General features: G+C 59.2%; 29 protein-coding genes. 19 read left to right on the plus strand and 10 right to left on the minus strand.

The genetic code is table 11. From position 1 onward, the window contains the following. The first annotated feature begins 27 nt into the window (after positions 1–27). Positions 28–957: an aromatic alcohol reductase gene (locus ACA046_RS18925; RefSeq protein WP_497674688.1), complete on the plus strand. Its 930-nt coding sequence runs from the start codon at positions 28–30 to the stop codon at positions 955–957. Here ACA046_RS18925 and ACA046_RS18930 read toward each other — a convergent pair. Further along, a complete protein-coding gene (locus tag ACA046_RS18930; protein ID WP_459021535.1) occupies positions 932–1,486 on the minus strand; it encodes a putative natural product biosynthesis protein in 555 nt (184 codons plus the stop codon). The genes ACA046_RS18925 and ACA046_RS18930 overlap by 26 nt on opposite strands. 63 nt (positions 1,487–1,549) lie before the next feature. Further along, entirely contained in the window at positions 1,550–1,933 is a 384-nt protein-coding gene (locus tag ACA046_RS18935; protein WP_076017104.1) for a DUF2946 domain-containing protein, read from the minus strand. Positions 1,934–2,198: 265 nt separating this feature from the next. Here ACA046_RS18935 and ACA046_RS18940 point away from each other — a divergent pair, with 265 nt between their 5' ends. The 4 genes from ACA046_RS18940 to ACA046_RS18955 all read left to right on the plus strand — a co-directional run bounded on the left by ACA046_RS18940 (position 2,199) and on the right by ACA046_RS18955 (position 6,462). Beyond that, positions 2,199–2,804: an SCO family protein gene (locus tag ACA046_RS18940; RefSeq protein WP_076017103.1), complete on the plus strand. Its 606-nt coding sequence runs from the start codon at positions 2,199–2,201 to the stop codon at positions 2,802–2,804. Beyond that, positions 2,804–3,280, plus strand: a complete 477-nt coding sequence (locus tag ACA046_RS18945) for a copper chaperone PCu(A)C (protein WP_497674689.1) — start codon at positions 2,804–2,806, stop codon at positions 3,278–3,280. The genes ACA046_RS18940 and ACA046_RS18945 overlap by 1 nt, the downstream gene beginning before the upstream one ends. Before the next feature lie 303 nt (positions 3,281–3,583). Further along, complete coding sequence (locus ACA046_RS18950) at positions 3,584–4,831, plus strand: OprD family porin (RefSeq protein WP_459021539.1); 1,248 nt, start codon at positions 3,584–3,586, stop codon at positions 4,829–4,831. Positions 4,832–4,851: 20 nt separating this feature from the next. Then, complete coding sequence (locus ACA046_RS18955) at positions 4,852–6,462, plus strand: argininosuccinate lyase (RefSeq protein ID WP_497674690.1); 1,611 nt, start codon at positions 4,852–4,854, stop codon at positions 6,460–6,462. A gap of 138 nt (positions 6,463–6,600) precedes the next feature. On the opposite strand, the gene ACA046_RS18960 is transcribed toward ACA046_RS18955, so the two are convergent. Continuing rightward, the gene (locus tag ACA046_RS18960) at positions 6,601–7,833 is read right to left on the minus strand and encodes a cation:dicarboxylate symporter family transporter (RefSeq protein ID WP_497674691.1); all 1,233 of its coding nucleotides are present in this window, start codon (positions 7,831–7,833) and stop codon (positions 6,601–6,603) included. Between the two features lie 118 nt (positions 7,834–7,951). Between ACA046_RS18960 and ACA046_RS18965 the strand changes: the two genes are divergently transcribed. Next, positions 7,952–8,866: a LysR family transcriptional regulator gene (locus ACA046_RS18965; RefSeq protein WP_459021545.1), complete on the plus strand. Its 915-nt coding sequence runs from the start codon at positions 7,952–7,954 to the stop codon at positions 8,864–8,866. 121 nt (positions 8,867–8,987) lie between these two features. Continuing rightward, entirely contained in the window at positions 8,988–9,944 is a 957-nt protein-coding gene (locus ACA046_RS18970) for a hypothetical protein (protein WP_497674692.1), read from the plus strand. A 26-nt stretch (positions 9,945–9,970) separates the two neighbouring features. On the opposite strand, the gene ACA046_RS18975 is transcribed toward ACA046_RS18970, so the two are convergent. Next, positions 9,971–10,300, minus strand: a complete 330-nt coding sequence (locus ACA046_RS18975) for a DHCW motif cupin fold protein (RefSeq protein WP_497674693.1) — start codon at positions 10,298–10,300, stop codon at positions 9,971–9,973. Between the two features lie 141 nt (positions 10,301–10,441). Between ACA046_RS18975 and ACA046_RS18980 the strand changes: the two genes are divergently transcribed. Beyond that, positions 10,442–10,930, plus strand: a complete 489-nt coding sequence (locus ACA046_RS18980) for an HIT family protein (RefSeq protein WP_497677114.1) — start codon at positions 10,442–10,444, stop codon at positions 10,928–10,930. A 167-nt stretch (positions 10,931–11,097) separates the two neighbouring features. On the opposite strand, the gene ACA046_RS18985 is transcribed toward ACA046_RS18980, so the two are convergent. Together ACA046_RS18985 and ACA046_RS18990 are read right to left on the minus strand one after the other, a co-directional pair. Beyond that, positions 11,098–11,574, minus strand: a complete 477-nt coding sequence (locus tag ACA046_RS18985) for a GNAT family N-acetyltransferase (RefSeq protein WP_497674694.1) — start codon at positions 11,572–11,574, stop codon at positions 11,098–11,100. A 17-nt stretch (positions 11,575–11,591) separates the two neighbouring features. Beyond that, positions 11,592–12,026 carry a GNAT family N-acetyltransferase gene (locus ACA046_RS18990; RefSeq protein ID WP_497674695.1) on the minus strand — a complete coding sequence of 145 codons (435 nt, stop codon included), beginning with the start codon at positions 12,024–12,026 and terminating at the stop codon, positions 11,592–11,594. 83 nt (positions 12,027–12,109) lie between these two features. Here ACA046_RS18990 and ACA046_RS18995 point away from each other — a divergent pair, with 83 nt between their 5' ends. From ACA046_RS18995 to argE, 6 genes are all read left to right on the plus strand, one after another. Further along, entirely contained in the window at positions 12,110–12,796 is a 687-nt protein-coding gene (locus tag ACA046_RS18995) for a hypothetical protein (RefSeq protein ID WP_497674696.1), read from the plus strand. A gap of 18 nt (positions 12,797–12,814) precedes the next feature. Beyond that, positions 12,815–13,965 (plus strand): IS3 family transposase gene (locus tag ACA046_RS19000; protein WP_497674569.1). Its coding sequence is split into 2 segments (ribosomal slippage): positions 12,815–13,049 and positions 13,049–13,965, totalling 1,152 coding nucleotides; the frame shifts between segments, so codons are not numbered across the junction. Positions 13,966–14,342: 377 nt separating this feature from the next. Beyond that, positions 14,343–15,674, plus strand: a complete 1,332-nt coding sequence (locus ACA046_RS19005) for a flavin-containing monooxygenase (protein WP_497674697.1) — start codon at positions 14,343–14,345, stop codon at positions 15,672–15,674. Between the two features lie 25 nt (positions 15,675–15,699). Continuing rightward, positions 15,700–16,110: a RidA family protein gene (locus ACA046_RS19010; RefSeq protein WP_026077677.1), complete on the plus strand. Its 411-nt coding sequence runs from the start codon at positions 15,700–15,702 to the stop codon at positions 16,108–16,110. 16 nt (positions 16,111–16,126) lie between these two features. Further along, on the plus strand, positions 16,127–16,804 hold the full coding sequence (locus ACA046_RS19015; RefSeq protein ID WP_497674698.1) for a DUF1028 domain-containing protein: 678 nt from the start codon (positions 16,127–16,129) through the stop codon (positions 16,802–16,804). Beyond that, positions 16,801–17,946 carry an acetylornithine deacetylase gene (gene argE, locus ACA046_RS19020; RefSeq protein WP_497674699.1) on the plus strand — a complete coding sequence of 382 codons (1,146 nt, stop codon included), beginning with the start codon at positions 16,801–16,803 and terminating at the stop codon, positions 17,944–17,946. Before ACA046_RS19015 ends, argE begins: the two co-directional genes overlap by 4 nt. Positions 17,947–18,063: 117 nt before the next feature. Here the strand turns inward: argE and ACA046_RS19025 are convergent, their stop codons facing one another. Then, a complete protein-coding gene (locus ACA046_RS19025; protein WP_076017084.1) occupies positions 18,064–18,975 on the minus strand; it encodes a LysR family transcriptional regulator in 912 nt (303 codons plus the stop codon). 250 nt (positions 18,976–19,225) lie between these two features. Here ACA046_RS19025 and ACA046_RS19030 point away from each other — a divergent pair, with 250 nt between their 5' ends. Further along, positions 19,226–20,641 carry a purine-cytosine permease family protein gene (locus tag ACA046_RS19030; protein WP_497674700.1) on the plus strand — a complete coding sequence of 472 codons (1,416 nt, stop codon included), beginning with the start codon at positions 19,226–19,228 and terminating at the stop codon, positions 20,639–20,641. A gap of 103 nt (positions 20,642–20,744) precedes the next feature. Here the strand turns inward: ACA046_RS19030 and ACA046_RS19035 are convergent, their stop codons facing one another. Next, entirely contained in the window at positions 20,745–21,212 is a 468-nt protein-coding gene (locus ACA046_RS19035) for a hypothetical protein (protein WP_497674701.1), read from the minus strand. A gap of 389 nt (positions 21,213–21,601) precedes the next feature. Between ACA046_RS19035 and ACA046_RS19040 the strand changes: the two genes are divergently transcribed. Further along, complete coding sequence (locus tag ACA046_RS19040) at positions 21,602–22,093, plus strand: GNAT family N-acetyltransferase (RefSeq protein WP_497674702.1); 492 nt, start codon at positions 21,602–21,604, stop codon at positions 22,091–22,093. Between the two features lie 31 nt (positions 22,094–22,124). Next, complete coding sequence (locus ACA046_RS19045; RefSeq protein ID WP_497674703.1) at positions 22,125–22,529, plus strand: MerR family transcriptional regulator; 405 nt, start codon at positions 22,125–22,127, stop codon at positions 22,527–22,529. Here the strand turns inward: ACA046_RS19045 and ACA046_RS19050 are convergent. Continuing rightward, on the minus strand, positions 22,447–23,433 hold the full coding sequence (locus ACA046_RS19050; RefSeq protein WP_497674704.1) for an NAD-dependent epimerase/dehydratase family protein: 987 nt from the start codon (positions 23,431–23,433) through the stop codon (positions 22,447–22,449). The genes ACA046_RS19045 and ACA046_RS19050 overlap by 83 nt on opposite strands. Before the next feature lie 204 nt (positions 23,434–23,637). Here ACA046_RS19050 and ACA046_RS19055 point away from each other — a divergent pair, with 204 nt between their 5' ends. Then, positions 23,638–24,354 carry a hypothetical protein gene (locus ACA046_RS19055; RefSeq protein WP_497674705.1) on the plus strand — a complete coding sequence of 239 codons (717 nt, stop codon included), beginning with the start codon at positions 23,638–23,640 and terminating at the stop codon, positions 24,352–24,354. 48 nt (positions 24,355–24,402) lie between these two features. After that, positions 24,403–24,828 (plus strand): GNAT family N-acetyltransferase, encoded by a 426-nt coding sequence (locus ACA046_RS19060; protein WP_497677115.1) that lies wholly within the window; start codon positions 24,403–24,405, stop codon positions 24,826–24,828. 3 nt (positions 24,829–24,831) lie between these two features. Here ACA046_RS19060 and ACA046_RS19065 read toward each other — a convergent pair whose 3' ends face one another. Beyond that, positions 24,832–25,359, minus strand: coding sequence for a GNAT family N-acetyltransferase (locus tag ACA046_RS19065; protein WP_497674706.1), 528 nt, complete (start codon positions 25,357–25,359; stop codon positions 24,832–24,834). Positions 25,360–25,445: the final 86 nt, after the last annotated feature.

The following is a 25,445-nucleotide window of genomic DNA, read 5'->3' on the forward strand; positions in this document are numbered from 1 at the left end:
ATGACTTTCAACCGAACCGAGAACCCTATGACTGCTTCGATCCTTGTACTGGGCGCCGGCGAACTGGGCCTGGCGGTACTGCGCCAACTGTCACGCCTGGCTGCACCGCAAAATGTGCCTGTGACGGTGTTGCTGCGCCCCGCCACACTGAACTCCCCCGACCCCGCCAAACAGCAGGAAATCACCGAGCTGCGCGCCCTGGGCATTGAGCTGCTGGCCGGTGACCTGGCAAACGGCTCCGAGGCCGAACTGGCAACGGTGTTCGCCGACTATCACACCGTGATCAGTTGCATCGGCTTTGCCGCAGGCCCCGGCACCCAGCGCAAGCTGACCCGCGCGGTCATCGCAGGCGGCGTGAAGCGTTATGTACCGTGGCAATTCGGCGTGGACTACGATGTGATCGGCCGCGGTTCGGCCCAGGACCTGTGGGACGAACAGCTTGATGTGCGCGACTTGCTGCGTGACCAACAGGGCACGCAATGGGTGATTGTCTCCACCGGGATGTTCACCAGCTTCCTGTTTGAACCGTCCTTCGGCGTCGTCGACCTGGCGCAGAATACCGTGCATGCACTGGGAGACTGGGGCACCGCTGTCACCGTCACCACGCCTGAGGACATCGGCCTGCTGACGGCGCGCATCCTGTTCAGCGAGCCGCCGATCACCAATCAGGTGGTGTACACCGCCGGCGACACCCTGACCTACGGCGAGCTGGCAGATACCGTGGATGCGCAACTGGGGCTCACGCTCAAACGCGAACGCTGGTCGGTGCCGTACCTGGAAGCGGAACTGGCCGCTGCACCCGAGGACAATCTGATGAAATACCGGGTGGCCTTCGCCCAAGGCAACGGCGTGGCCTGGGACCCCGCCGTCACCTTCAATGCCCAACAGCAGATCGCCGTAACCAACGTTGCCCAGTGGATCGGGAAAAACCTCAAGGCACCGCCAACCACCCGCTGAACCGGCCCTGGCTATCCAGCGCGCACCAGCCGAAATCCCACGGCAACGGTGGCAGCGTTTGCAGCGGCCCGCCACTGCCCGGCTTCCAGTCCACCACCTGTAGCGGCGCACCTTGCCAGGCCAGGACCACCCCCCGCGCCTGGCTGGTGTCATCGCTGACCCAGCGGGCTGCCGCCGCCGTCATGAACGCTTCGATGGGTTCTTCATCGATCTGCGTGCGATACACCGAACCGAGCAACCAACGGCACACACTCACGTGGTAGGTCCAGTTCAGGGAGGGACGGTTGCGGTAAGCCCAGGTCATGAAACTGCGAAACAGGTTCAAGCCCTCCGGTGGGTCGAGCTTGAGCAAACCTGGACAGATGTCGAACAAGGTGTGCCAGTACGGCAGCAACCGTGCATCCAGGTGGACGAAACAACGGGCGTTACTCGGGTATTCGACAGACGGCAACAACACGTTGCCGCGCGACGGACGGCGCGACGCCTGGCTGACCAGGCGGGCAGCGCCGGAAGGCAGGATAGAGCTCATGGAACGCACTCACACTCGTGACGATAGAACGCCTCCTAGGTAACAGGAAGCCCAAGGCACACGTCAGAATGCAGGGGAAGCGCGAGGGTTGGCCGAGGGCCAGGAATACCGCGGAGGCGCCTTGTTACGCTGCTCATGGGCCGGGCGCGGCTTTTGCCCCAGGCCCAACAACCAGGCCAGGCAAAACAGGAAGACGATGCCCAGGGTCACGGCGGAGCACACCGGGCAGGCGAAGAAGTTCGACCAGCTGCTGGCCGTCGGATTACCCAGGCCGGCATCCGAGGCCGGCGCCTTGGTGCCCAGGCTTGAACAGAACTGCCCGCCCAGGCCATTGAGCTCCAGGCCCATCATCTGCCCATGGCCCAAACCGCAGACGAACACATTGAACAGGACGCAAAAATACAGGGTCCAGGCAATGAGTGAACGGTCCGGGCGGGTCAGTTTCATGGCGGCGACTTTACCACTCCCCCTGTAGGAGCTGTCGAGCTTTAGCGAGGCTGCGAATGGATCGCCTCGGTGCCCCTGCAAGACCGTGGCGCCTGCATCGCAGCCTCGCTAAAGCTCGACAGCTCCTAGATTTGGTCCTGCCCGGCAGGGCCTGTGACAGAACGTCGCAGATTACGCCCGCAGCCCCAGGTTGTTAGAATGCCACGCTCTCCTCGCCTGATTTAACGCTTCGTGGTACCCAGGCGCTTCACAGGATGCACAGTTGATGAGTACGTTATTCACTCGCCGCAAAGTCCTCTCCGGCATGGGATTGCTGGGACTGGGCCTGCTGGCCGGCTGTGACAACAGCCCGAAACTGAACTTCAAGTACGGCAAGGATCTGAGCGACAAGATCATGGGCCGTACCTTCAAGCTCAAGAACACTGACGGCGAAACCGTCACCTTGAGCTCCTTCCGCGGCTTGATGCCGGTGGTGTTCTTCGGCTTCACCCAATGCCCGGCCGTGTGCCCGACCACACTGGCGCGCATGGCCCAGGCGAAAAAACTGATGGGCCGTGACGGCAAGATCATGCAGGTGGTCTTTATCACCCTCGATCCGGAACGCGACACGCCCGAGATTCTCGACGCCTACGTCAAGGCCTTCGACCCGAGTTTCGAAGCGCTGTACGGCACCCCGGAAGAAATCGCGGTGGCCGCCAAGGAGTTCGGGATCTTTTATGAAAAGATCCCTGCCGGCGACAGCTACACCCTCTCCCACACCGCCACCAGCTTTGTGTTCGACACCCGGGGCACCCTGCGCCTGGGCCTGTCTGCCTCGCTTAACGCCAAAGAGTGCGCAGAAGACCTGCTCACCGTCATGGAGGTCTGCTAATGACTGCCGTTCAACACCTCAAACGCATCGCCCTCGGTCTCTCCCTGCTGGGCCTCGCCGCACACGCCAGCGCACAGGCGGTGGTCAGCGACGCCTGGGTACGCGCCTCGGTACCGGGCCAGCCGTCCAGCGGCGCCTTCATGACCGTCACCGCCGACACCGACAGCAAACTGCTCAGCGTGGCTTCGCCGATCGCCAAGACCGTGCAGATCCATGAGATGACCATGAAGGACGACGTGATGCGCATGGGCCCGGTGGACTCGGTGCCGTTGCCCGCCGGCAAGGCCGTCAAGCTCGACCCGGACGGCTATCACGTGATGTTGATCGACCTCACCGCCCAGATCAAGGAAGGCGACCAGGTGCCGCTGACCGTCACCGTGGAAAATGCCAAGGGTGAAAAGCAGTCGATTGAAGTGAAGGCCGAAGCCCGTGCGTTGAATGCAATGGAGACGATGGATCACAACAAGATGCACTAAGGCGCAGATCAAAATGTGGGAGCGGGCTTGTGTGGGAGCGGGCTTGCTCGCGAATGCGGTGTGACAGTCACCGGATGTGTTGACTGATCCACCGCATTCGCGAGCAAGCCCGCTCCCACATCTGCCTTTCGGTGCTTGAGAAATCGTGCGCACCCTCCTGATACTTTTTTCGTCTCACCTCAACACTTTCTATATATTTTCAATCTGCAAAACAACTCGTTAGCCTGCGCAAGCCGGACGCGTCTCCCTGTCGCCGTCCGGCCAGATAATTCTAAAAATAAGCAGCAGACAACGGGAATAACAATGAACAAATCCCCCATTACCCTGGGCCTGACTTCGGCCACCCTCGGTTTGACCCTCGCCTTCCCAACCTTCGCCGAAGCTGACTTTTTCAAAGACAGCAAGGCCGACCTCGAATTTCGCAACTTCTACTTCAACAGCGATTACCGCCAGGACAACGCCAGCCAGTCCAAACGTGACGAGTGGGCTCAAGGCCTGATTCTCAACTACCAGTCGGGTTACACCGAAGGCCTGGTGGGATTTGGTATCGATGCCATCGGTCTGCAAGGCCTGAAACTCGACTCAAGCCCAGACCGCCAAAACAGCGGCCTGCTCCCCGTCGGCGAGGATGGCGCACCGGACAGCTACAGCCGAATGGGTGTCACCGGCAAAGCGCGCATCTCCAAAAGCGTACTTAAATTCGGCACGCTGATCCCCAAGCTGCCGACCGTGCTGCCCAACGACGGCCGGCTGCTGCCCCAGACTTTTCGCGGCACGCAATTGACCAGTCAGGACATCGCCGGCCTGACCTTCGACGCCGGGCGCCTGACCAGCAACACCCTGCGTAACGACAGCGGCCATGCAGACATTGAAGTCGACGGCAAAGGCATCAAGGGCGCCGTGCCCAGCGATAAATTCGACTTCGCCAGTGCCAGCTACGCCTGGACCAAAACCTTCGTCACGGGCTACCACTACGCCAACCTCGAGAACAACTACAAGCAACACATCTTCAACCTGGTCCACACCCTGCCATTGGGCGACGCGCAGTCGTTCAAGACCGACCTGCGTTACGCCGACTCCAGCAAGGAAGGCAACAGCAACATCGACAACCAGGCCTTCGGTGCCAAGTTCACCTACAACATCCACGGCCACTCGTTCGGTGCCGCCTACCAGCGCATGAAAGGCACCACCGGCTTCCCCCACCTGGACGGCACCGACTCCTACCTCGTCAACTACGTGATGATCTCGCCGGACTTTGCCAACCCCGAGGAAAAATCCTGGCAGGCCCGCTACGACTATGACTTCGCCGCCCTCGGCATCCCCGGCCTCACCTTCATGACCCGCTACCTCAAAGGCGACAACTTCGTACGTACTCGCACCCTGGAAGGCACCGAGTGGGAGCGCAACACCGATATCGGCTACGTGTTCCAGAGCGGCGCCCTGAAGAACCTTGAAGTGAAATGGCGCAATGGCACGTATCGCAGCAATGGCAGCGGCAGCGATATCGACCAGAACCGCTTTATCGTCAGCTACACCCTGCCCTTGCTGTGATTTTTTCCGGAGCGTTGCACATGAATACCAATAAAAGCCTGATCCACCTGGCCATCGCCTTTGCCCTGTTCAGCAGTTACGGCGCCTATGCCGCCGATACCGGTGCGCTGCCCTGCAACACCACCGAAGAATGCGCGGCCCAGGCGGCCAAAGTCGGCGCCACACCGGGCTCCTCGCAAACGGCCCACAAGGCCAAGGGCGACCCGACCCAAACCCAGTTCGCCTGGCTGAACCGCATCAACAAAGCCTCGATTGTGATGCTCACCGAAGAAGGCATCGTCAAGCCGGACATGGGCCACAAGATCGCCGGCGGCGTGCGCTTTGCCATCGACCAGGCCGATCAGCCCGACGGCAAGCGCCCGGAAGATGTGCTGCAGCTGGAAAAAATCATGACCGACAAGATCGGTCCTGAAGCCTCCCTGATCCACTCCGGCCGCAGCCGCCAGGACATGCTCGCCACCTACCGCCTGGCCAGGTTGCGCGCACAGGTGCTGGCCTACAGCGACGCGCTGAACGCCACCCGCCAGCGCATCCTTAACATCGCCGAGAAGAACGTCGACACCCTGATACCGGCCTACACCAACGGCGTGCAGGCCATGCCCATCAGCTACGCGCATTACCTGCTGGCGTTCGAAGCGGCGTTCGATCGCGACGGCCAGCGTATTCGCGAACTCTACACCCGCCTCAACCTGAGCCCGATGGGCACCGCGGTGCTGGCGAACTCCGCCTACCCGCTGAACCGTGAACGCCTGGCGGAGTTGCTGGGCTTTGATGGCGTGCGGGAAAACTCCCTGGATTCGAGCCAAGTGTCGACCTATGACATTCCGATCGAGGCGGCGAACCTGGCGGCGTCTTCGGCGATTCGCATCGGCGCGATGATTGGCGATATCCACACCCAATACCATCAGATCCGCCCTTGGCTGCTGCTGGACGAAGAGTCCACCTACACCAGCAGCGCGATGCCGCAAAAACGCAACCCGGGGCTGTTGATGCGCACCCGGGAATCAGCCTCGGACGTGGTCGGCCTGGCGCAGACCGTGACCTTGCGCGCGCACAACGTCACTACCGGGATGACCGACTACAAGTTTGCGTTTGATTCCTTGGGGCTGTTCCAGTCCACCGACGAAATGTTCAAAAGCATGGACGCGGTGCTGGATGCGCTGCAAATCAACCCGCAGCGGGCGCTGGATGAACTGGAGTCCGAGTGGACGACTTCGATGGAGTTGGCCGACACCCTGGAGCGCCAGTTCAAGGTGCCGTTCCGCATTGGGCACAGCTTCGCGTCGCTGATCGTCACCGAGGCGCGCAGCAACGGCACCACGCCAAAGACCTTCCCGTATGCGGACGCGCAGAAGCTATACACCCAGGCGGCGGACAAATACAAATGGACGCCGAATACCTTGCCGCTGGATGAGGCGGGTTTCCGTGCGGCGCTGTCGCCGACGGCGATGGTCAAGACCCGTAAAGGCACGGGTGGGCCGCAGCCGGAAGAGGTCAAGCGGATGTTGGTGGAAGCGCGCAAGAACCTAGACGCGGACCAGAGCTGGTTGAAGGAACGTCGTGAGAAGCTGAAAGGTGCTGAAGGCAATCTGGACAAGGCCTTCGACAAGTTGCTCAACACCAAGGGCTGAAATGCAACCTAAATGTGGGAGCGGGCTTGCTCGCGAAGGCGGTGGATCAGTTAGCAGGTGTATTGGCTGACCCACCGCTTTCGCGAGCAAGCCCGCTCCCACATTTGACCGAGTTGGGGTCTGGAAAGTCTGCTCGGCTCAGTGACTCAATTCCCGCTTCAACACCTCACCGTCAATCGACTTCTGCCACCCGCATATCGCCAGGCACGCCACACAATTGCCCAACACATTGGTCAACGACCGGCACTTCATCAGCCGCTCCACCCCCAACAGCAACCCCACCCCTTCCAGTGGCACCAGTTGCAGGATGTTCAAGGTGGCAATCAGGGTAAACAGCGCCGAGCCCGCCACACTGGTAGACCCCAGGGAGGTAAACAGGCAGATCACCAGCACCGCCAGCAATTCGGGAACGGCAATTTCCACCCCGGCCAGATGCGCCAGAAACATGATGGCGGTGGTCAGGTAAATATTGGTCCCGGCCAAGTTGAACGTATAGCCGGTGGTCAGCACCAGGCGCACTAATTGGCGATCACAGCCCAGCGCCTCAAGTTTGCTGACACAACCGGGAAGTGCGGCAACCGACGAACCGGTAAACGTCACCAACAACAACTCTTCTTTCAAGTAAACAATTAGCCGCGTCAATTTAAATCCAACCAGACGGGCAATCGTCGCAAACACTAAAATGACGAAAATCGCGCAAGCCAGATAAATAACCACGATAAACTTCAACAGCGGCAAGACAGAACTTACACCGTACTTCCCCACCACAAATGCCATCGCCCCAAAAGCCGCGAGCGGTGCAAATTTCAAGACAAGCCGCAGCAGCCAAAACAGCCCGGCGACGGCCGCTTCCAGCCAGCCGAGGCAGCGGTTGCCGACCGCGCCGCCACGTCCCAGCACCCACCCGCACAGCACCGCCAGCAGCATCACCTGCAACACCAGACTTTGGCTGAAAACCCTGTAAAGACTGGATGAAATCGAGGTTGCGGAGAGTTCACCCAAGAGCTTTTCTGGCGCAACGGACGAGGTCAGGTGGTCGAAATCCAGGTTGGCCACCGCCGCGTGATCCAGGCTGAACAACCACCCCGTCGACATTCCCAAGACCAATGCGGCAAGGGACATCAGCTGGAAATACACCACGATGCGCCCCACTACATGCCGATGGTGAGGCTCGCGCTTGATACCCGCCACTCCCGTCGACACCAACACAAACAGCAGAAACGGCATCAGTAATCCGACCACTTTTATAAAAGCGTCACTGAGCAATTTCATCTCGACCGCCACGCCCGGATAAAACAGCCCCAATACCATGCCAAGTGCAATGGCAATCAAAATAGGCAAAGTGGCGTTAGTGGAAAATCGGGCTGACATCAATGCTCCATGGTCTTTTTATTTATTGTTATTGTCGGATCAGGCCACTTTCGGCATATTGGTTGCCAAGGCGCATTCAGGCCACAAATAATAAAGTCTTGTCACGGGATATACCACCATGGAACTTCGCCATTTACGTTATTTCATCATGGTGGCCGAAGAGCGACATTTCACCCGCGCCGCCGCTCGCCTGAACATGCAGCAACCGCCCCTCAGCCAACAGATTCGCGCCCTGGAACAAGAGCTGGGGTTCGACCTGTTCAAGCGCCACCCCAAGGGCGTCGACCTGACAGCCGGCGGCCTGGTGTTTCTCGATGAAGCACGGGCCATCCTCGCCCGCGTCGAACAAGGCTCTCTCAAGGCCGCCCGCGCCGCCCAGGGCATTGAGGGCACACTGGTCATCGCCTTCACCAGCTCCGCGGCTGCCCACCCGCTGATCCCGCGGATCATCCGCGCCTACCGCGAGCAATACCCGGGCGTGGAACTCTCGATCAACGAAGGCAGCGCCCGGGAAGTCACCGAAGACACCATCGAAAAACGCATCGACATCGGCATCCTCCGCGCACCGGTCGGCGACCACCAGAGCCTGACTTTCCACCGCCTGCTCAACGAAGAAATGCTGCTGACCCTGCCCGTCGGGCATCCGTTGCTCAAGAGCGCCGAGCCAAAAATCACCATGGCCGACCTCAAGGACGAACGCTTCATCCTGGTCCGCCGCCCGGGCGCGCCGGGGATGTACGCCAACTTGATCAAGGCCTGCCAGAACGCCGGCTTCGAGCCGAAGATTGCCTTTGAAGTGGAGCGCATGCTGACCAACGTCAGCCTGGTGGCCGCAGGCGAAGGCATCTCGGTGGTGCCCGCATCGATGCGCGATGTGCACCGCGAGAGCGTGGTGTATTGCCGAATCAGCGATGCGCGACCAAGGTTATTGGCGCCGATCACCCTGGTGCGGCGCACGTTCAATCCGTCGGCACCGTTGCAGAATTTCATTGGGTTGGCGCGTGAGTTGGCGGGGGTTTATCGCAAGGGTTGAGCTGCATCGTCGGCGCGTCGAACGACTCAACGGAAAGAGATACTTCAGGCAAACCCGAAATACTGTCATTGAGCCACTAGTCCTTGTACGCTAAAGGGCCTTTTTGACCGTGAGATAGAACATGGATGTGCTGCACAAACTGAAAAACGCCTACGTCAGCGAACGCAAAGCCCATATGGTCGCCACCTATTTTACTTTCCGCCACATAGGCCTGCGGCTGGGTAACGCTGAGAAATACTGGGACGAACTGACTCGTCAGGAAGCCCGCCTACTGGAGAAAGGCTCCCAGGTTCTGGCCGATACACTAACCCAGCAGCCGAAAACGCAAGCCGAGTTGAAGGCCTATCAACTCGTCCTGAAAAACACCAACGCGAAGCTCACCGAGCGTGGCAACTTTCTGCTGGCGCTGGTTACCCTGATGACGGCCTTGAGTCTGACCAAACTCAATGAAGTGTTCCCTTGGCCTGATGGTTTCTGGTCCGCCGGACTCGCGTTTTCCGTCGTTGGTGCAGCCATCTTTTTTTCGATTTTCGACACCGTACGAGTACGTAGCCGGGCGGCGATCCACGAGGAACTGATAAACGTAATAGAACGTTATCTACAACACGCGCCCGCTGTCGCACCTATTACTCCTCTAATGCCTGCTCCAATCCCAGTGGTCCCTACGTCGCCTCCCGCCCCCGTAGCAGAAGGCGTCCTGGAAAGGGTCTTCAGCAAAGACGTCTACTCAGCGCTATTTAAGGCTTCCATATTGGCCTTTGGTGTTGCCTTGGTCGGAATATCACAAACCGGACCGACTCTTTACGAAAAAGAACTGAGCGCCTACGCCGACAAGTTCAACATCGAAGCCGTTACTGGTCGCACTCTCGAGGAAATCGACTGCGAACTGCTGACTGCGCATAAAGCCGGATGCAATATGGCCAAACACAAAATCGACGCGTCGAATAGCGCATTAGACCTGCTCGATACAATCGTCAAAGGTGGCCTGCGCTTCGGAATGGGATTGTTCCTGGCGGCGGTCTTCATCTTTATCGCATCATTTTTTGTGCATCGTGCCGCCAACGAAAGCCGCCCGTAATCGTTGGGTACTTCGTACTTAACGAGTCAATCAACAACAAATAACTTCGCTCCAATGGCGGTGGAGGAACGATGCCCTTCCATCTCATTGCCCACCTGATAACTCATCCCGGCAGTCAGCGTGAACTGCCGGCCATCCTCCAGCTCGGTGTGCAACTCACCTTCCAGGCACAACAGGATATGCCCCCGCCAGCACCAGTGATCGGCCAGGTAACCGGCGCTGTATTCAACCATGCGCACGCGGGTTGAGCCGAACTGACAGGTGCGCCAATACGCGCTGCCGGTTTCGCCGGGGTGCAGCACGGGTTCGAGGGTCGACCAGTCGGTAGTGCCAAAGGGGATTGCGCTCAGGTCCATGGTTTTCTCGGCATTGAATAGGTATGGATGAACCGTACCGATAAGGTGAATGCCGCGATAGAGACAGATCCGCTGCATTTGCGGGATACAGGGCAACAACTCTTGGTATCCTGCCAAGCCTCTTCGCATGGAAGCCCGTCGATGAAGATCGATCCATCCTTTGTTGTGCATGAGACCGAGCATTGGCTGCTCAATCATCACCTGTCGTCCACGCTGCCGGGCTACCTGATGCTGGGTGCCAAGGCGCCTATACACTCACTGGCTGACATGCCCGATGCGGCGCTCGCGGAGCTGGGCGGGTTGCTGGCCAAAATCCAGCGAGTGATGGAAGCGCAACTGAAACCCAAGTGGCTTTACATCAGCCGGTTCGGGCATATGCCGGGCTTCCCGCTGCACTTTCATTTCATACCGGTTTATGGATGGGTTGAAGCGCTGTTCTGGCAGGATGAGCGCTATCGGGTGTTGCAGCATTTCGGGGCGCAGCAGAAGGCAACCGACGGTGCGGAGCTGACGCTTTTTATCTGGCGGGAGTTTGGTGAGAGTCCTACGCCGCTGGTGGTTCAAGGCCCCTCTGTCAGCGAGGTGATCCAAGATTTACGTGCGGCACTCAATACCGAGGGCAGCACCTGACCTGTGGCGAGGGGGCTTGTCCCCCGTTGGGCTGCGCAGCAGCCCCAAAACAGTCACTGAGTTCTGCCTGCAAGACAGCGGCAGCCTGATTGGGGCCGCTTCGCAGCCCAACGGGGGACAAGCCCCCTCGCCACAGCAAGCCTCCCTGCCACAGTCTTTTTGTCGTGTCAGCGGACACTGTGCAGGTGTTTACGCATAGGAATACAGGCCAACTGCAACCCCGACGGCGAATGATAGATCGCCTGCTCATCGCCCACATACCCACACCTCCGATAAAAATCCGCTGCGTTCAACGTCGCGTCCAGAATCACTTCCTCAATCCCCAACTCCCGCGCCATTGCCTCCAGATACGCCAGCACCTGCTTGCCAATCCCACGTCCGGTAAACCCTGGAAGCACAAACAGCGCACCGATTTCGTTGTTCGCCAAATCCAGCATCCCCGTGGCCACAGGTTCACCGTTCACGCAGCCCAGGTAAAAATGCTTGTCCATCAGCGTGTCGTAACCGTCCTCGGCGGCGCCCCGGGTCCACAACATCATCTGCTCGGACGTATAGGCGCCGATGCATTGGCTGCGTATGGCCAACAGGCGAATGTCGAAGGCTATCTGTGCATCTTCCAGCGTGGCGCGTCGTATTTCGAGCATGGGTCCCTCCATGGACGTCAGGCGTTCTCGTCACCCGGTCGGGTAAACGAATAGCGGTCAATATCGTTCCTCAACTGCCAGCCCTGGCCCTGCCAATAACGGGCGGCGCTGTCATTGGTCTTGAACACATCCAGGTGGCATTTGCGGATGCCCAACTGCGCAAGGCTGGTGAGGCAGCGCTCTACCAGCGCGTTCGCAATGCCCTGGCGCCGATACTCAGGCAGCACCAGCAGATGCTGCAAATAACCGCGCCGGCCATCGTGCCCGCACATCACACACCCACCCAGCACCCCGTCGATCTCGGCCACGAAACTCATGCCCGGATTGCGCTCCAGGTAACGCGCGGTGGCCTCGCGGGAATCGGCATCGCGCAGGGAGATGCCGGGGGTGTTGCGCATAAGGTCTATGAGAGGCTCGTAATCGTCGAGGGTCATGATACGGATATCGGGCATGGCCTGGCGCCTGTTCGTGTGGGTTCGCTTTCAGCAAGGTATCAAATTAGACATGACAGGCTCGGGAAATAGAGCGAAAAAATATGGCTGAACGCCATCACCTGTCAAAACTCAATCTACTCTCAATATGCCATTCACTCAAAAACCCCAAGGAAGAGAGGCTGATCATGCGCTTACTACTGCTTTTTTTATTAATGGGCACGCTAGCGGGATGTCAGTTTTTTCAGGTTTTGACTACGAGAAAAATCGAGCCGCAAGCCAATTCGAAAGATGAAGTCTATATAAAACTGCTAGAGACCGATAACACAGACACCCCAGCCTGGCTGGATACGACAATTGCCAAAACCTGCGCTAGCCAGCGGAAAGCTGATCTTGTGCCTGCGATATGGGCGCCCATCGCAGGCAAGCTCGCCTTCGATATTGTCGTCGAAAAAATGGGCAGCTATGTCAAAGACACTAACGATCGATCAAACAAAAGCTACTCGGTCAAAGGTGTTTTCCACTCATCCACGCTCCGCAATACTAATTGCATTGTCGTGTATCGCGGCGTGATTCCGAAAGACGAGAACACAAAGAAAAGCTGGAAGCCTAGCGCTGCCTTTGTCGCTCAACTCGAATGGGCGGGCCCCTCGGCATTTGTGATGAAGCCGCTACTCGTGATAGCGCAAAACAGTGTGTCACTTACGAAATACTCATCCGATGAATCGGCTGCCAATAAAGGGAAAGTGAATCGCCCCGGGTTTCGTAGACACCTCCATGCCTTAAACTGAGGCCAATCAGGAGGTGCCATGAGCAACCCACGTTATCCCGAAGAATTCAAAATCCAAGCGGTCAATCAAGTGACCGAAAAGAAGCTGCCTGTCGCTGATGTGGCGGCGCGTCTTGGCGTGTCGACGCATAGCCTCTATGCCTGGATAAAGCGCTACAGCAAACCTCAGGCAGAACGGCAGCAAGACGACGATCAGCACGCTGAACTGCGTCGTCTGCGAGCGGAACTCAAGCGGGTCACTGAAGAGCGAGACATCTTAAAAAAGGCCGCCGCGTACTTTGCCAAGGAGTGCGGCTGAAGTACGCCTTTATCAAGCAGCGCGCGGGCGACTATTCCATTCGACGGCTTTGCCTGACGCTGAAAGTCCATCCCAGTGGTTATTACGCTTGGTTGTCTGAGCCGCAATCTGCACGCGCTAAAGACGACCAGCGATTGCTGGGTTTGATCAAGCACTCGTGGCTGGAGAGCGGCGGAGTTTATGGCTATCGCAAAATCCATGACGACCTGCGCGAGGTCGGTGAAGCTTGTGGTCGGCATCGTGTGGCGAGGCTGATGCGTCTTGAAGGTCTGCGCTCTCAGACAGGGTATCGACGCCGTCCTGGCAAATACGGCGGTAAGCCAGCGGTCGCCTCACCCAATTTACTGAAGCGCCAGTTCGATGTCGTAGAACCTAACAAAATTTGGGTCACCGACATCACCTACATTCGTACGTATGAAGGTTGGTTGTATTTGGCGGTGGTGCTGGATCTGTTTTCTCGTCAGGTCATTGGCTGGTCAATGAAGGCGCAGATGACCAGTGATTTGGCCATTGATGCGTTATTGATGGCGGTTTGGAGGCGAAAACCGAAACAAGAGGTGATGGTTCATTCCGACCAGGGCAGCCAGTACAGCAGCTCCGATTGGCGCAGTTTTTTGAAGGCAAACAATTTGGTTGCCAGCATGAGCCGCCGAGGCAATTGTCATGACAACGCCGTGGCCGAGAGCTTTTTCCAGCTTCTGAAACGGGAACGGATCAAGCGAAAAATCTACACCACGCGGGAAGATGCTCGCAGTGATGTGTTTGATTACATCGAAATGTTCTACAACGCAAAACGCCGCCATGGTTTCAACAATCAGCTGTCACCGGTAGAGTTTGAAAAACGTTACGCAATGAGCTTGCAAGGTGTCTAGAGAATCCGGGGCGATTCAGACCTCATAGATCAGCGAAGCTCCGAACTGCTACCTGCTCCGGATCAAGACGTAGCGATTCAGCTTTCGTTTGCGATCACTGAATCCGGGAATGTCGTAGGTGATGCTGACGCTGCGCAAGCTGAAATCAAAGCCATTGCAGCCGCAATAGGACCGGGGTTGGAAGCTGAAATCACACGACGTTACAAAGAAGATTGACCCCATCCCACACAGTCGCGAGGCCGCAATGCGGCCTTTGCGACTGCGCTGATCCAAGCCTCTCTCCAAAGCAACAACCACACTCTGCATCCGATATTTATGCTCACTTCCCAGCTTAATAATATTTTATTAAAAACCGCCCTCCCCCTAGCCTTGAAGCCATGCCTAAGCTGAATCCAACTGCATTACGCAAGGACAGACACATGACTCAAGCAATAACAAAAACAGACACGCTGGTAGTGGGAGCCGGTCAGGCTGGCGTCGCCATGAGCGAGCACCTGAGCAAACAAGGCGTGCCGCACCTGGTGCTGGAGCGCAGCCGTATCGCCGAGCGCTGGCGCACCGGCCGCTGGGATTCGCTGGTCGCCAACGGCCCGGCCTGGCATGACCGTTTTCCGGGCCTGGCCTTCGATAACGTTGCCCCCGATGGCTTTGCGCCAAAAGAGCGCGTGGCAGACTACTTCGAAGCCTATGCACGCAAGTTCAATGCGCCGATTCGCACCGGCGTGGACGTGACCTCCGTGGTGCGCAATGTCGGTCGTCCGGGTTTTACCATCCACACCAGCGAAGGCGTGATCGAAGCCAACCGTGTGGTGGCGGCAACCGGGCCGTTCCAGAAGCCGGTGATTCCGGCGATTGCGCCTAAAGACACTGCGCTGCACCAGATCCACTCCGCCGACTACCGCAACCCCGCGCAACTGCCGGCCGGCGCCGTGCTGGTGGTGGGCGCCGGGTCCTCCGGGGTGCAGATCGCCGATGAACTGCAACGCTCCGGGCGCCAGGTGTACCTGTCGGTCGGCGCTCACGACCGCCCACCACGCGCCTATCGCAACCGCGATTTCTGCTGGTGGCTCGGGGTGCTGGGCGAGTGGGACCAGGCCGCGATGAAACCCGGCCGCGAACACGTGACCATCGCGGTGAGCGGCGCCCACGGCGGCAAGACCATCGACTTCCGCGAGCTGGCCCAGCAAGGCATGACCCTGGTCGGCCTGACCCAATCCTTCGACGGCAGCGTCGCCCGCTTCCAGCCCAACCTGGTGGAAAACCTCGCCCGCGGTGATGAGAACTACCTGGCCCTACTGGATGCGGCGGATGCCTACATCGAACGCAACGGCCTCGACCTGCCGCCAGAGCCCGAAGCACGCCGCGTGTTTCCCGATGCCGAGTGCATCAAACACCCGATTCTGGAACTGGACCTGGCCAAGGCCGGTATCACTTCAATTATCTGGGCCACCGGCTTTGCGGTGGATTACAGCTGGCTGAAGGTCGATGCATTTGACGCCGCCGGCAAGCCACAGCACCAGCGCGGCGTGGCCAGCGAGTCGGGCATCTACTTCCTTGGTTTGCCATGGCAGTCGCGCCGGGGCTCGTCGTTTATCTGGGGCGTTTGGCATGACGCCAAGTACGTGGCCGACCATATCGCCATCCAGCGCCAATACCTTGAGTACCGCGAACCCGCACCGGTTGTTTACACCTCACCTGTCAGCGCCTGATCACTTTTTTTCTGGAGTTTTTTTGATGCCTACTCACACTCGCATCCGCATGTTCAACACCAAGGAAACCTACCCGAACCAGAGCCTGGACAATGACCTGTGCCAGGCCGTACGCGCCGGCAACACGGTGTATGTACGCGGCCAGGTAGGCACCGATTTCGACGGCAAGCTGGTGGGCCTCGGCGACCCGCGCGCCCAGGCCGAACAGGCCATGCGCAACGTCAAGCAACTGCTGGAAGAAGCCGGCAGCGACCTGAGCCACATCGTCAAGACCACCACCTACCTGATCGACCCGCGCTACCGCGAGCCGGTGTACCAGGAAGTCGGCAAGTGGCTCAAGGGCGTGTTCCCGATCTCCACCGGGCTGGTGGTGTCGGCCCTGGGCCAGCCACAGTGGCTGATGGAAATCGACGTGATTGCAGTCATCCCCGAGTAACCCAAGGAGGCAGGACATGACCTTTTCAATCGTCGCCCGCTGCGCGGAAACAGGCCAGATGGGCATTGCCATCAGCTCCTCAAGTATTGCCGTGGGCGCCCGCTGCCCCTGGCTGCGGCCCGGCGTGGGTGCGGTCTCGACCCAGAACATCACCCTGCCGGCCCTGGGCCCGGACGTGCTCGACCTCTTGGAACAAGGCCTCGCACCGGCCGACGCCGTGGACAAAGCCCTGACCCGCAATGGCTACAGCCAATACCGGCAACTGACGGCGATTGATCACCTGGGGCGCACTGTGCATTTCAGCGGCAGCGAAACCCTCGGCACCCATAACGCGGTGTCGGGTGAACAGTGCGTCGCGGCCGGCAATATGCTCGCCGACCGCTCGGTGATCCAGGCCATGGTCAACGCATTTGAACAGGGCGAAGGCCAACTCACCGATCGCCTGCTGGCCGCCATGCATGCAGCCATCGCCGCCGGTGGCGAGGCCGGCCCGGTGCATTCGGCAGCGGTCGTGGTGGTGGGCGAACTGACCTGGCCGATCATCAACCTGCGGGTGGATTGGGCCGATGAGAACCCGATAGGCGAACTGCAGACGTTGTGGGACGCCTATCGCCCGCAAGTCCAGGACTACATTGACCGCGCCCTGGCTCCGGACCGCTCCCCAGGCTACGGCGTGGCCGGAGACGACCGATGAGCACCAGCCGCGAATTGCTGCAGACACTGGTGGGGTTTGATACCACCAGCCGCGAATCCAACCTGATGTTGATCGAGTTCGTGCGCGACTACCTGGCGGGCTTCGGCGTCGCCAGCGAGCTGATCTACAACGATGAGCGCAGCAAAGCCAATCTGTTCGCGACCATTGGCCCAGCGAATGTGCCCGGGATTGTGCTGTCGGGGCATACCGATGTGGTGCCGGTGGATGGCCAGCCGTGGACACTGCCCACGTTTGCGCTCACCGAGCGCGACGGCAAGTTATATGGCCGCGGCACGGCGGACATGAAGGGCTACATCGCCTGCGTGCTGGCGCTGGTGCCATCGCTGGTGAACGCAGACCTGCGGATGCCGGTGCATATTGCGCTGTCCTACGACGAGGAAGTCGGCTGCCTTGGGGTGCGTTCGCTGCTCAAGGTGCTGGAGCAATGGCCGGTGAAACCGCTGCTGTGCATTATCGGCGAGCCCACCGAGCTGAAGCCGGTGCTGGGCCATAAAGGCAAGCTCGCCATGCGCTGCGAAGTGCATGGCGAGGCGTGCCATTCGGCGTATGCGCCTCAGGGCGTGAATGCAATCGAGTATGCGGCGGAGTTGATTGGTGAGCTGGGGCGGATTGGCCAGCGCCTCAAGGTGCATCAGGACGAGCGCTTTGACCCGCCTTTCAGCACCGTGCAAACCGGGGTGATTTCCGGGGGCAAGGCGCTGAATATCGTCCCGGCGGATTGCCGCTTCGACTTTGAAGTGCGCGCCTTGCCGTCGATGGACCCGGGGGAAGTGGCTGAGGAACTGCAGGCGTATGCGATGCAGCAGGTGTTGCCGCGTATGCAAGCGGTGAGCCGGCAGAGTGCGATTCGGTTCAGTGAATTGTCGGCGTACCCAGGGCTGGCCACCGACCAGCGTAGCCAGGCGGCAGAGCTGATTGCGGCGTTTTGCGGCTCGCGGGAATTTGGCACCGTCGCGTTCGGGACTGAGGGTGGGTTGTTTGATGCGGCGGGCATTCCCACTGTGGTGTGCGGGCCTGGGAGCATGGACCAGGGGCATAAGCCGGATGAGTTTGTGAGTGTGGAGCAACTGAAGGGTTGCGATGCCATGTTGTTGCGCATGCTCGACTCGATTCGCGCCTGAAACGCGGGCCAAATGTGGGAGCGGGCTTGCTCGCGAATGCGGTGTGACAGTCACCCGATGTATTGACTGATCCACCGCTTTCGCGAGCAAGCCCGCTCCCACATTTTGCTCTGTGTTTTACCCAAGTAACCGCGCCAGTTCCTCCCGGCAATACTCCACAAACAACTGCACCGGCTTGGTCAACGGCGCCCGCCGCAACCACACCGCCGACAACCCCGACCCCGTCACCGTCTCCGCCAACGGCACACACACCAGCTTCTGCCCGTCATAGGAGTACTCGGAAAACGGCTTGGTCACCAAAATCGAAAAGCCAAACCCGCGCCCCACCATCCCGCGCACCATCTCGATCGAGGGCGAGCTGAAGACAATATTCGGCGTCAGCCCACGCTCTTCAAAGATGCTCACGAAGTACGTCCGGCTCGGCAGCACATCCAGCAGAATCATCGGTTCCAACACCAAATCCGCCAGCGACACCTTGGCCTGCTGCGCAAACCGGTGATCCGCCGGCAACAACGCATAGGGCTGCTGCGGCGGCATCAACGGCGTGGTCTCGATGGCGCTGCCCAGGTCATGCTCAAACAGCATCGCCACGTCGATACTGCCCGCAGTCAGCGCCTGCACCAGCTCCTGCTGTTCACCGTCCCGCAGGCGGATTTCCACCCCCGGCCAGCGCTGCTTGAAGCCGGCAATCAAACGCGGCAAATACAACGGCGCCACCGTTTCGAAGCACCCGATATCGATCTGCCCCGCCACCACGTCATTGTCTGCCAGGGCGTTCTGCTCGAATTCATGCGCCACCCGCAGCAGCTCCAGGGCCTTGCGGTAAAACCTTGCACCGCTGGGGGTCAGCGACACCCCTTGGGCGTGATGGCGGATAAACAGCTGCACGCCAAAGCTGTCTTCCAGCTGCTTGATGGCGGTCGACACCGACGGTTGCGCGATATAGAGCTTGCGCGAGGCCTCGGCCACGCTGCCGCACTCGGCGGTGGTTACAAAATATTTGAGCTGGCGCAGATTATAGGCAGCCATCGGGACCTCCAGAAACGTGGGATTTCGCCCCAAACACGTGCAAGAACAGCCGCTTTTTTTGACGATTCAAGTCCATGCAACATACCGGAGCAAAAAACGCCGCGAGATATTATTTTTAAGGTCTATAGCAACAAACTTACTAATTTACCTACCCTTGACCATTGCACATGATCACTCCAACAACAAAAGCGACGCACACGCGCCGCCCAGCGAAGTACGTCAACGTACTCACCTTGCCTTGGAGCTCGTCATGGTTACCACCGCAACATCCTCCGCCCCGCTTATCGAAAAACACACGATCGGATACGTGCCCCCGGAAGATCGCCACGGAAAGGTAAGAGACCTGTTCACCCTGTGGTTCGGCGGCAACATCGCGCCGTTGCCCATCGTCACCGGCGCGCTGGCCGTACAACTGTTCGGCCTGAACCTGGTGTGGGGCATCATCGCCATCCTCGTCGGCCACCTCGTCGGCGGCGTGCTGATGGCGCTGCACTCGGCCCAGGGCCCGCAAATGGGCATCCCGCAAATGATCCAGAGCCGCGCCCAGTTCGGCTCCCTCGGTGCGCTGCTGGTGGTGGTAATCGCCGGCGTGATGTACATCGGCTTCTTCGCCTCCAACATCGTGCTGGCGGGCAAATCCCTGCACGGCGTGGTCGACGCGATCCCGGTGCCAGTCGGCATCGTCATCGGCGCCATCGGCTCGGGCATCATCGGCATCATCGGCTACCGCTTCATCCACGTGCTTAACCGCATCGGCACCTGGGTGCTGGGCGCGGGCATCGTCCTGGGTTTCGGCTACATCTTCACCCATGTGCAGACGGCCGACTTCCTGACGCGCGGCAACTTCAACATCTCCGGCTGGCTGGCCACCGTGTCGCTGGCGGCGCTGTGGCAGATCGCGTTTGCGCCGTACGTTTCTGACTACTCCCGCTACCTGCCAGCGGATGTGCCGGTGGCGTCGACCTTCTGGACCACCTATCTGGGCACCGTGCTCGGTTCCAGCCTGTCGTTCATCTTTGGTGCGGTTGCGGTACTGGCTACGCCGGTGGGCATGGACACCATGGACGCGGTCAAACTGGCGACCGGCTCCATTGGCCCGCTGATGCTGTTGCTGTTCCTGCTCAGCGTGATCAGCCATAACGCACTTAACCTGTACGGCGCGGTGCTGTCGTTGATCACCCTGGTACAGACCTTTGCCTACCGCTGGATCCCCACCGCCAAGGCGCGTGCCGTGATCTCGGTGCTGGTGTTGGCGGCGTGTTCGATTGCCGCGGTGTTTGCCTCGAAGGATTTTATCGGGCACTTCGTGGACATGGTGTTGGTGCTGCTGGTGGTACTGGTGCCGTGGACGGCGATCAACCTGATCGACTTCTATGCGATTCATAAGGGCAAGTACGACATCGGTTCGATCTTTCGCGTGGATGGCGGGATTTATGGCCGGTACAACCCCCAGGCGCTGGTGGCGTATGCGGTGGGGATCGTGGTGCAGATTCCGTTTATGAATACGCCGCTGTATGTCGGGCCGATTTCAGAGCACATCAATGGGGCGGATTTGTCCTGGTTGGTGGGGTTGGTGGTGACGTCGCCGCTGTATTTCTGGTTGGCGAGTCGGGACAGTGCGTATAAGCGTCGGTTGGAGGGGGGGAAGTTGGTGGGTGGGGTTTAATTGAGTAACCCATTGCCCTGATCCAGCGCCTACTCCACCACTGTCTTGCGGGTTCTAAAGCTCGCAGGACAGTGGTGTTTTATTTCTACGCCAACGGTCACCGCTACCTTTCTTTGATTGCCTTGATAGCATCCATGTAGGCGCTGTTACCAATACCGACTTGAGCCCAGACAGGCCTGGTTTCATCGCATTGCCGGTCGTACTGTTCATCCGCGTCCCACAAGGTGATCAGTTGATTGGGGAACAGGTATTGGTAGGAGTCGTAGACGTGAGGGCCAGATGCATCTTGGTCGGCAATAACCGAAAACAGCTCTGGCGCTGCAAGCGAATAAACATCCAGCCCTTTGTAGCTAACCGTGATTTCCGGGCTGGACGAAATACCAATAAAGTGAATATTGCCATCAGTGCCACATTCGGTTTGGATACAGGAATGATGGAAGTAATCGAGTGACTCTCTAGCGCTTTCAAGAGGAAAGCCGCTGGCATGCATGGCTTCCCTGGCCTCTGCGCGGGTTACGCCAAGCTTCAAAGGGCCAATGGAATCCAGCGGGATGATTTCAAACGTAATCACTACGATATGTCCTTATAAATGGCCGGGCGCTTTTTACTGTCGATGAAAATCAGAAGGTAGCAAGAATTGGTTACCTGCGGTGGCACCGAGTGATAAGACCTGACCGTAGCAGTTGTCGAGCCTCGGCGAGGCTACGTTGAGCGCGCCGCTACTATGGAGCCGGACGCATGACCGAGTTGGGGCTGACGCAGCCTCGCTGGGGCTCGACAGCTGCTACGGGGGGAGGATGGCGGATATTGTGGTGTTCCGAAGGCAGCCATCGCGGCCTCGCTAAGGCTCGACGGCTCCCACAGGGGGGCGGGGGTGTGGGTGGGTTTTGTGTTCGGCGGTGCTGTCGGGGTGTTCTTTCTTTATCATGGGGGCCGTCGTTCAATTTCTCCGGTAACCCAATGTCCGCCCTCACCTTCCGTAACGCCAACCCCGCCGACGCCAACCGTTGCTACGAGATCGAAATCTCGGCCTACGAAGGCGACGAAGCCGCCACCCTGGAAAAGATCGCCACGCGCATCGCGCTGTACCCGCAAGGCTTTCTGGTTCTGGAGGCGGATGGCGTTGTGGTCGGTTTCATCAACTGCGGTTGCGCCGATGAAGTGGTGATGTCGGATGAGGCCTTCAAGGAGTTGGTCGGGCATTCGGCCGACGCGCCGAATGTGGTGATCATGTCGGTGGTGGTGGATCCCGCCCAGCAAGGCAAGGGCTACTCGACGCGCTTGATGACGGAGTTCGTGCAGCGCATGCAGGCGATGGGCAAGAAGACCATTCACCTGATGTGCAAGGACCGCCATGTGGAGCTGTATAAGCGCATGGGCTATCGCTATGTGCAGCCGTCGGCGTCTGACCATGGCGGGATGGCGTGGCATGAGATGGTGATGGATATCTAGTATTGGCTGCTTCAGGAAAAGGATTTTGCTTATGTTCATCGGACGACTCGCCAAGCTCACAGGCTGCACACCAAAAGCTATCCGGCTGTATGAGCAACTGGGGCTGATCAATGAACCCCAGCGGGAAGGCCGGTACCGCCTCTATAACGCGCACCATCTGCAAATCGTGCACCTGATCCGCAAGGCGCAGGTGGCCGGTTTCAAGCTGGCAGAGATGGGGCCGCTGATCGCCGCCAAGAATCGACTGAAGGCTTTTCCGTTGGTGCTGGCAAATGAGGCGGTGGATTTGAAGCGCCAGCAAGTCCAGGAAAAGATCGCGCAGTTGCAGGCGCTGGATCTGCATCTGGTGGCGCTCAAAGGTGAGATGAACGCACTGTTCGACGTTGCAGGTAAGCGAACGCCGACCGCAATGCCGCTTCAGGCGGCCGAGGGTTGAAACCCAACTCGGTTTTTGCCTTGAGGATGCTGTATTCCTGGCGAACACCCCGGAACAGACGAACCTGGCTGAGCAGCAACTGCGCAGGCATTCCTGTCCATTGCGCCCGTCGCTCCTGAAACCACGCAACCGCCATCAGTAGCCAGCGAGGCGCGGATGGAGGTCGGCGGTAGTCGCTCGCAAGCACATCAAGCAGATCCGCCAGTGACGATGAGTGCTCGTTGGCCAGGATATAGCGCTGACCCGGGCGCCCCTTCTTCGCCGCCAGGATCAATCCGTCGGCCACGTCCCGCACATCCACGAAGTTGAAATGAAAACCCGGATCCAGCGGCAGTTGGCGTTGCTGTACCGACTGCAAAAAACCCATGGTGTCGGTCAACCGTTCCGCATTTGGCCCGACCATCGCGGACGGCAGCACCGAGACCATCCACAGGCCCAATGCTTCAGCTGTTTTCCAGGCCGTTTGTTCGGAGAGAATCTTGGAGAGGTAGTAGGCATTTTGCGCCTCGTCATTCCAGCATTCCTCGTCCAGTGCAGTGCCGTCATGGCCAACCGCGGCCACAGAGCTGACATACACCACCCGCTTGACGCCCGCCTGGGCAGCGGCCTCCAAGACACAACGGGTGCCCTGGACGTTGGGTTCGATGATTTCAAGCGCCGGGTTTCGGGCCCAATGCTTGAACACCGCTGCCACTTGAAACAGCACCTCGACACCTTCCAGTGCCTTGAGCAGGGAGGCTTGATCCTGCAACTCGGCGTAGACCAACTCGCAATCAAGCCCGGCGAACGGTGCGCGGTTGTTTGTGTCGCGCACGCCGGCGCGCACGGTGTGACCCTGTTCCAGCAGTGCCCGGACTAGATTATTCCCCAGGTGCCCGTTCGCGCCCGTTACCAGACATCGCATACCGAATCTCCATTTCGCGGGAGGATTGCGCTCCTCCTTCGCCTGGAAAACAGCCTAAAGTCTGCCCCGCGGGACAGAGTCAAGCAGGCGAGAGGGGACAAACGTTGATCAACAACGATGACGCCTGCAATGCCCAGGCGCTATGCTGTGCGCCTATTTACGCGCCCCCGGCGCCTCCCCCGAACGGACTCAACGGAGACACCCGTGCAACGCCTGATCCTGCCCCTCGCCTGCCTCGCCCTGAGCGCCTGCTCCACCCCCACGGCCAGCGTCAGCCATGGCGATGTCACCACCCATAAACTGCCCGACATCAACCCAGCCGTGATCAAGAGCATCGAGCAGTTGCAGATGCCGGCGCCGAGCAAGGCGCTGAGCTACCTGGATCTGACAGGCACCTCTACCTACCTCAAAACCTCGAAACCAGAACGTATCGAGTCGTTTATAGCGCCCGACCCGGCGACTGGCCAGTTGGCGATCAACTACACCGAGAACGGTCACAGCGGGCGTCAAATCAGTTGGCGCGGCCTGCTGACGCTCTCCAGGAGCGAGTCGAACAAGAGTGCGCAAACCACAACCCTGGTCGGCAGCCTGAATTTTGAAGGCGACTGGAAGCAATTGAACGTGGGCAGTCAAGTCAGTTATACCCGCCGGCAAACCCTCAGTAACAACTACCTCGGGACCTTGATGGATAGCACATGGAAGACGGTTTGCACGATCGACAGTGAGGTTTCTGCCAGTCAGTTAAACCCCAGTTTGAGTGGCAACGCCAAGGCCCTGAGCTGCCGCCAGCCCCGTGAAAACCTGCCGCCGGTCCCGACGCAGCATTACTATTATCTGGTTGACTATGGTTTTTTCTACCACGCCAGCACCGACCAGAGCGACGACATTGGCAAGCAGATGACAATCATGCAGGTGAGGTAATCCCGCGACCTGTTAGAAGCGTGACATGCCCCTAAGGAGTACAACGTGATGACACCGCATCTGATTGAAGTAGGTGACCAGCCGAATGCCGAGGCGGAGCGCATCCTCGGCAGCGGCCTCGCCGCCTTCAACGAACACATCACCGGTTCCAATGATCGGCGCCCGCTGACGGTGTTGATCAAGGATCCCGACACCGGTGAAGTCCTCGGCGGGATCACCGGCAAAACCACCCTTGGCATGGCCTTTCTCGATCTGTTTCATCTGCCCGAGGCGCTGCGTGGCTCAGGCCTGGGCACTACGTTGCTGAAGGCATTCGAAGATGAAGCCCGTTATCGGGGCTGCCGCTCGGCGGTGCTGTACACCCTCAGTTTCCAGGCCCCGGAATTTTACGAGAAGAATGGCTGGGTGCGTTTTGGTGAGATCCCTTGCAATCCGGAAGGCAGCAGCCGGGTGTTCCTGAGCAAAGCGCTCTGAGGGCTAGACGCCAAGCCTTTTGCCAAACAACCGATTTTCATGGGTTTCATTCTGGAACGTATAGGAAGGCGCGCCTAACAGCTCGTAGCCACGGCGCGGATAAAACCCCAGCGCCCGCTCATTGCCAACCCACACCGTCGCCCACAACAACGACGCACCACCCTGCCCTGCGCGCTGTTCAGCCGCTTGCAGCAAACGGTAGCCGAGTCCGAGCCCGGTAAACCGTTCCTGGATGTAGAGCCGCTGCAACTCCGCCGCTTTCGGGGTTGAGATCAGCGCATGGCCTGTGTCCATCGCCACCTGGGCAAACCCCACCAGATGCCCATTGGATTCAGCGACGATAATGCCCGTGCCCGGCTGGGCGATCAGTTCAGAGATCGCCTGGGGCGAAAACGCTTGCAGCGCCTCGGCAGCGATTGAATCGCGAATGCCTTCTGTGGCGTAGGTATCCAGAAAAACCTGCATGCCCAGCACACCAACGCATAACGCGTCTTCAGGGAGTGCTTCGCGGATAAGTATGTCGGGGAGCATTCGATGGGCGCTCTCATCATCAGGAAGGGCAACGTTTTAACACAACGGCACATCAGTTCTACGCGGGCTTCAGTTTCAAGGGTTGG

The sequence above is a fragment of the Pseudomonas sp. LBUM1641 genome, assembly GCF_059716235.1.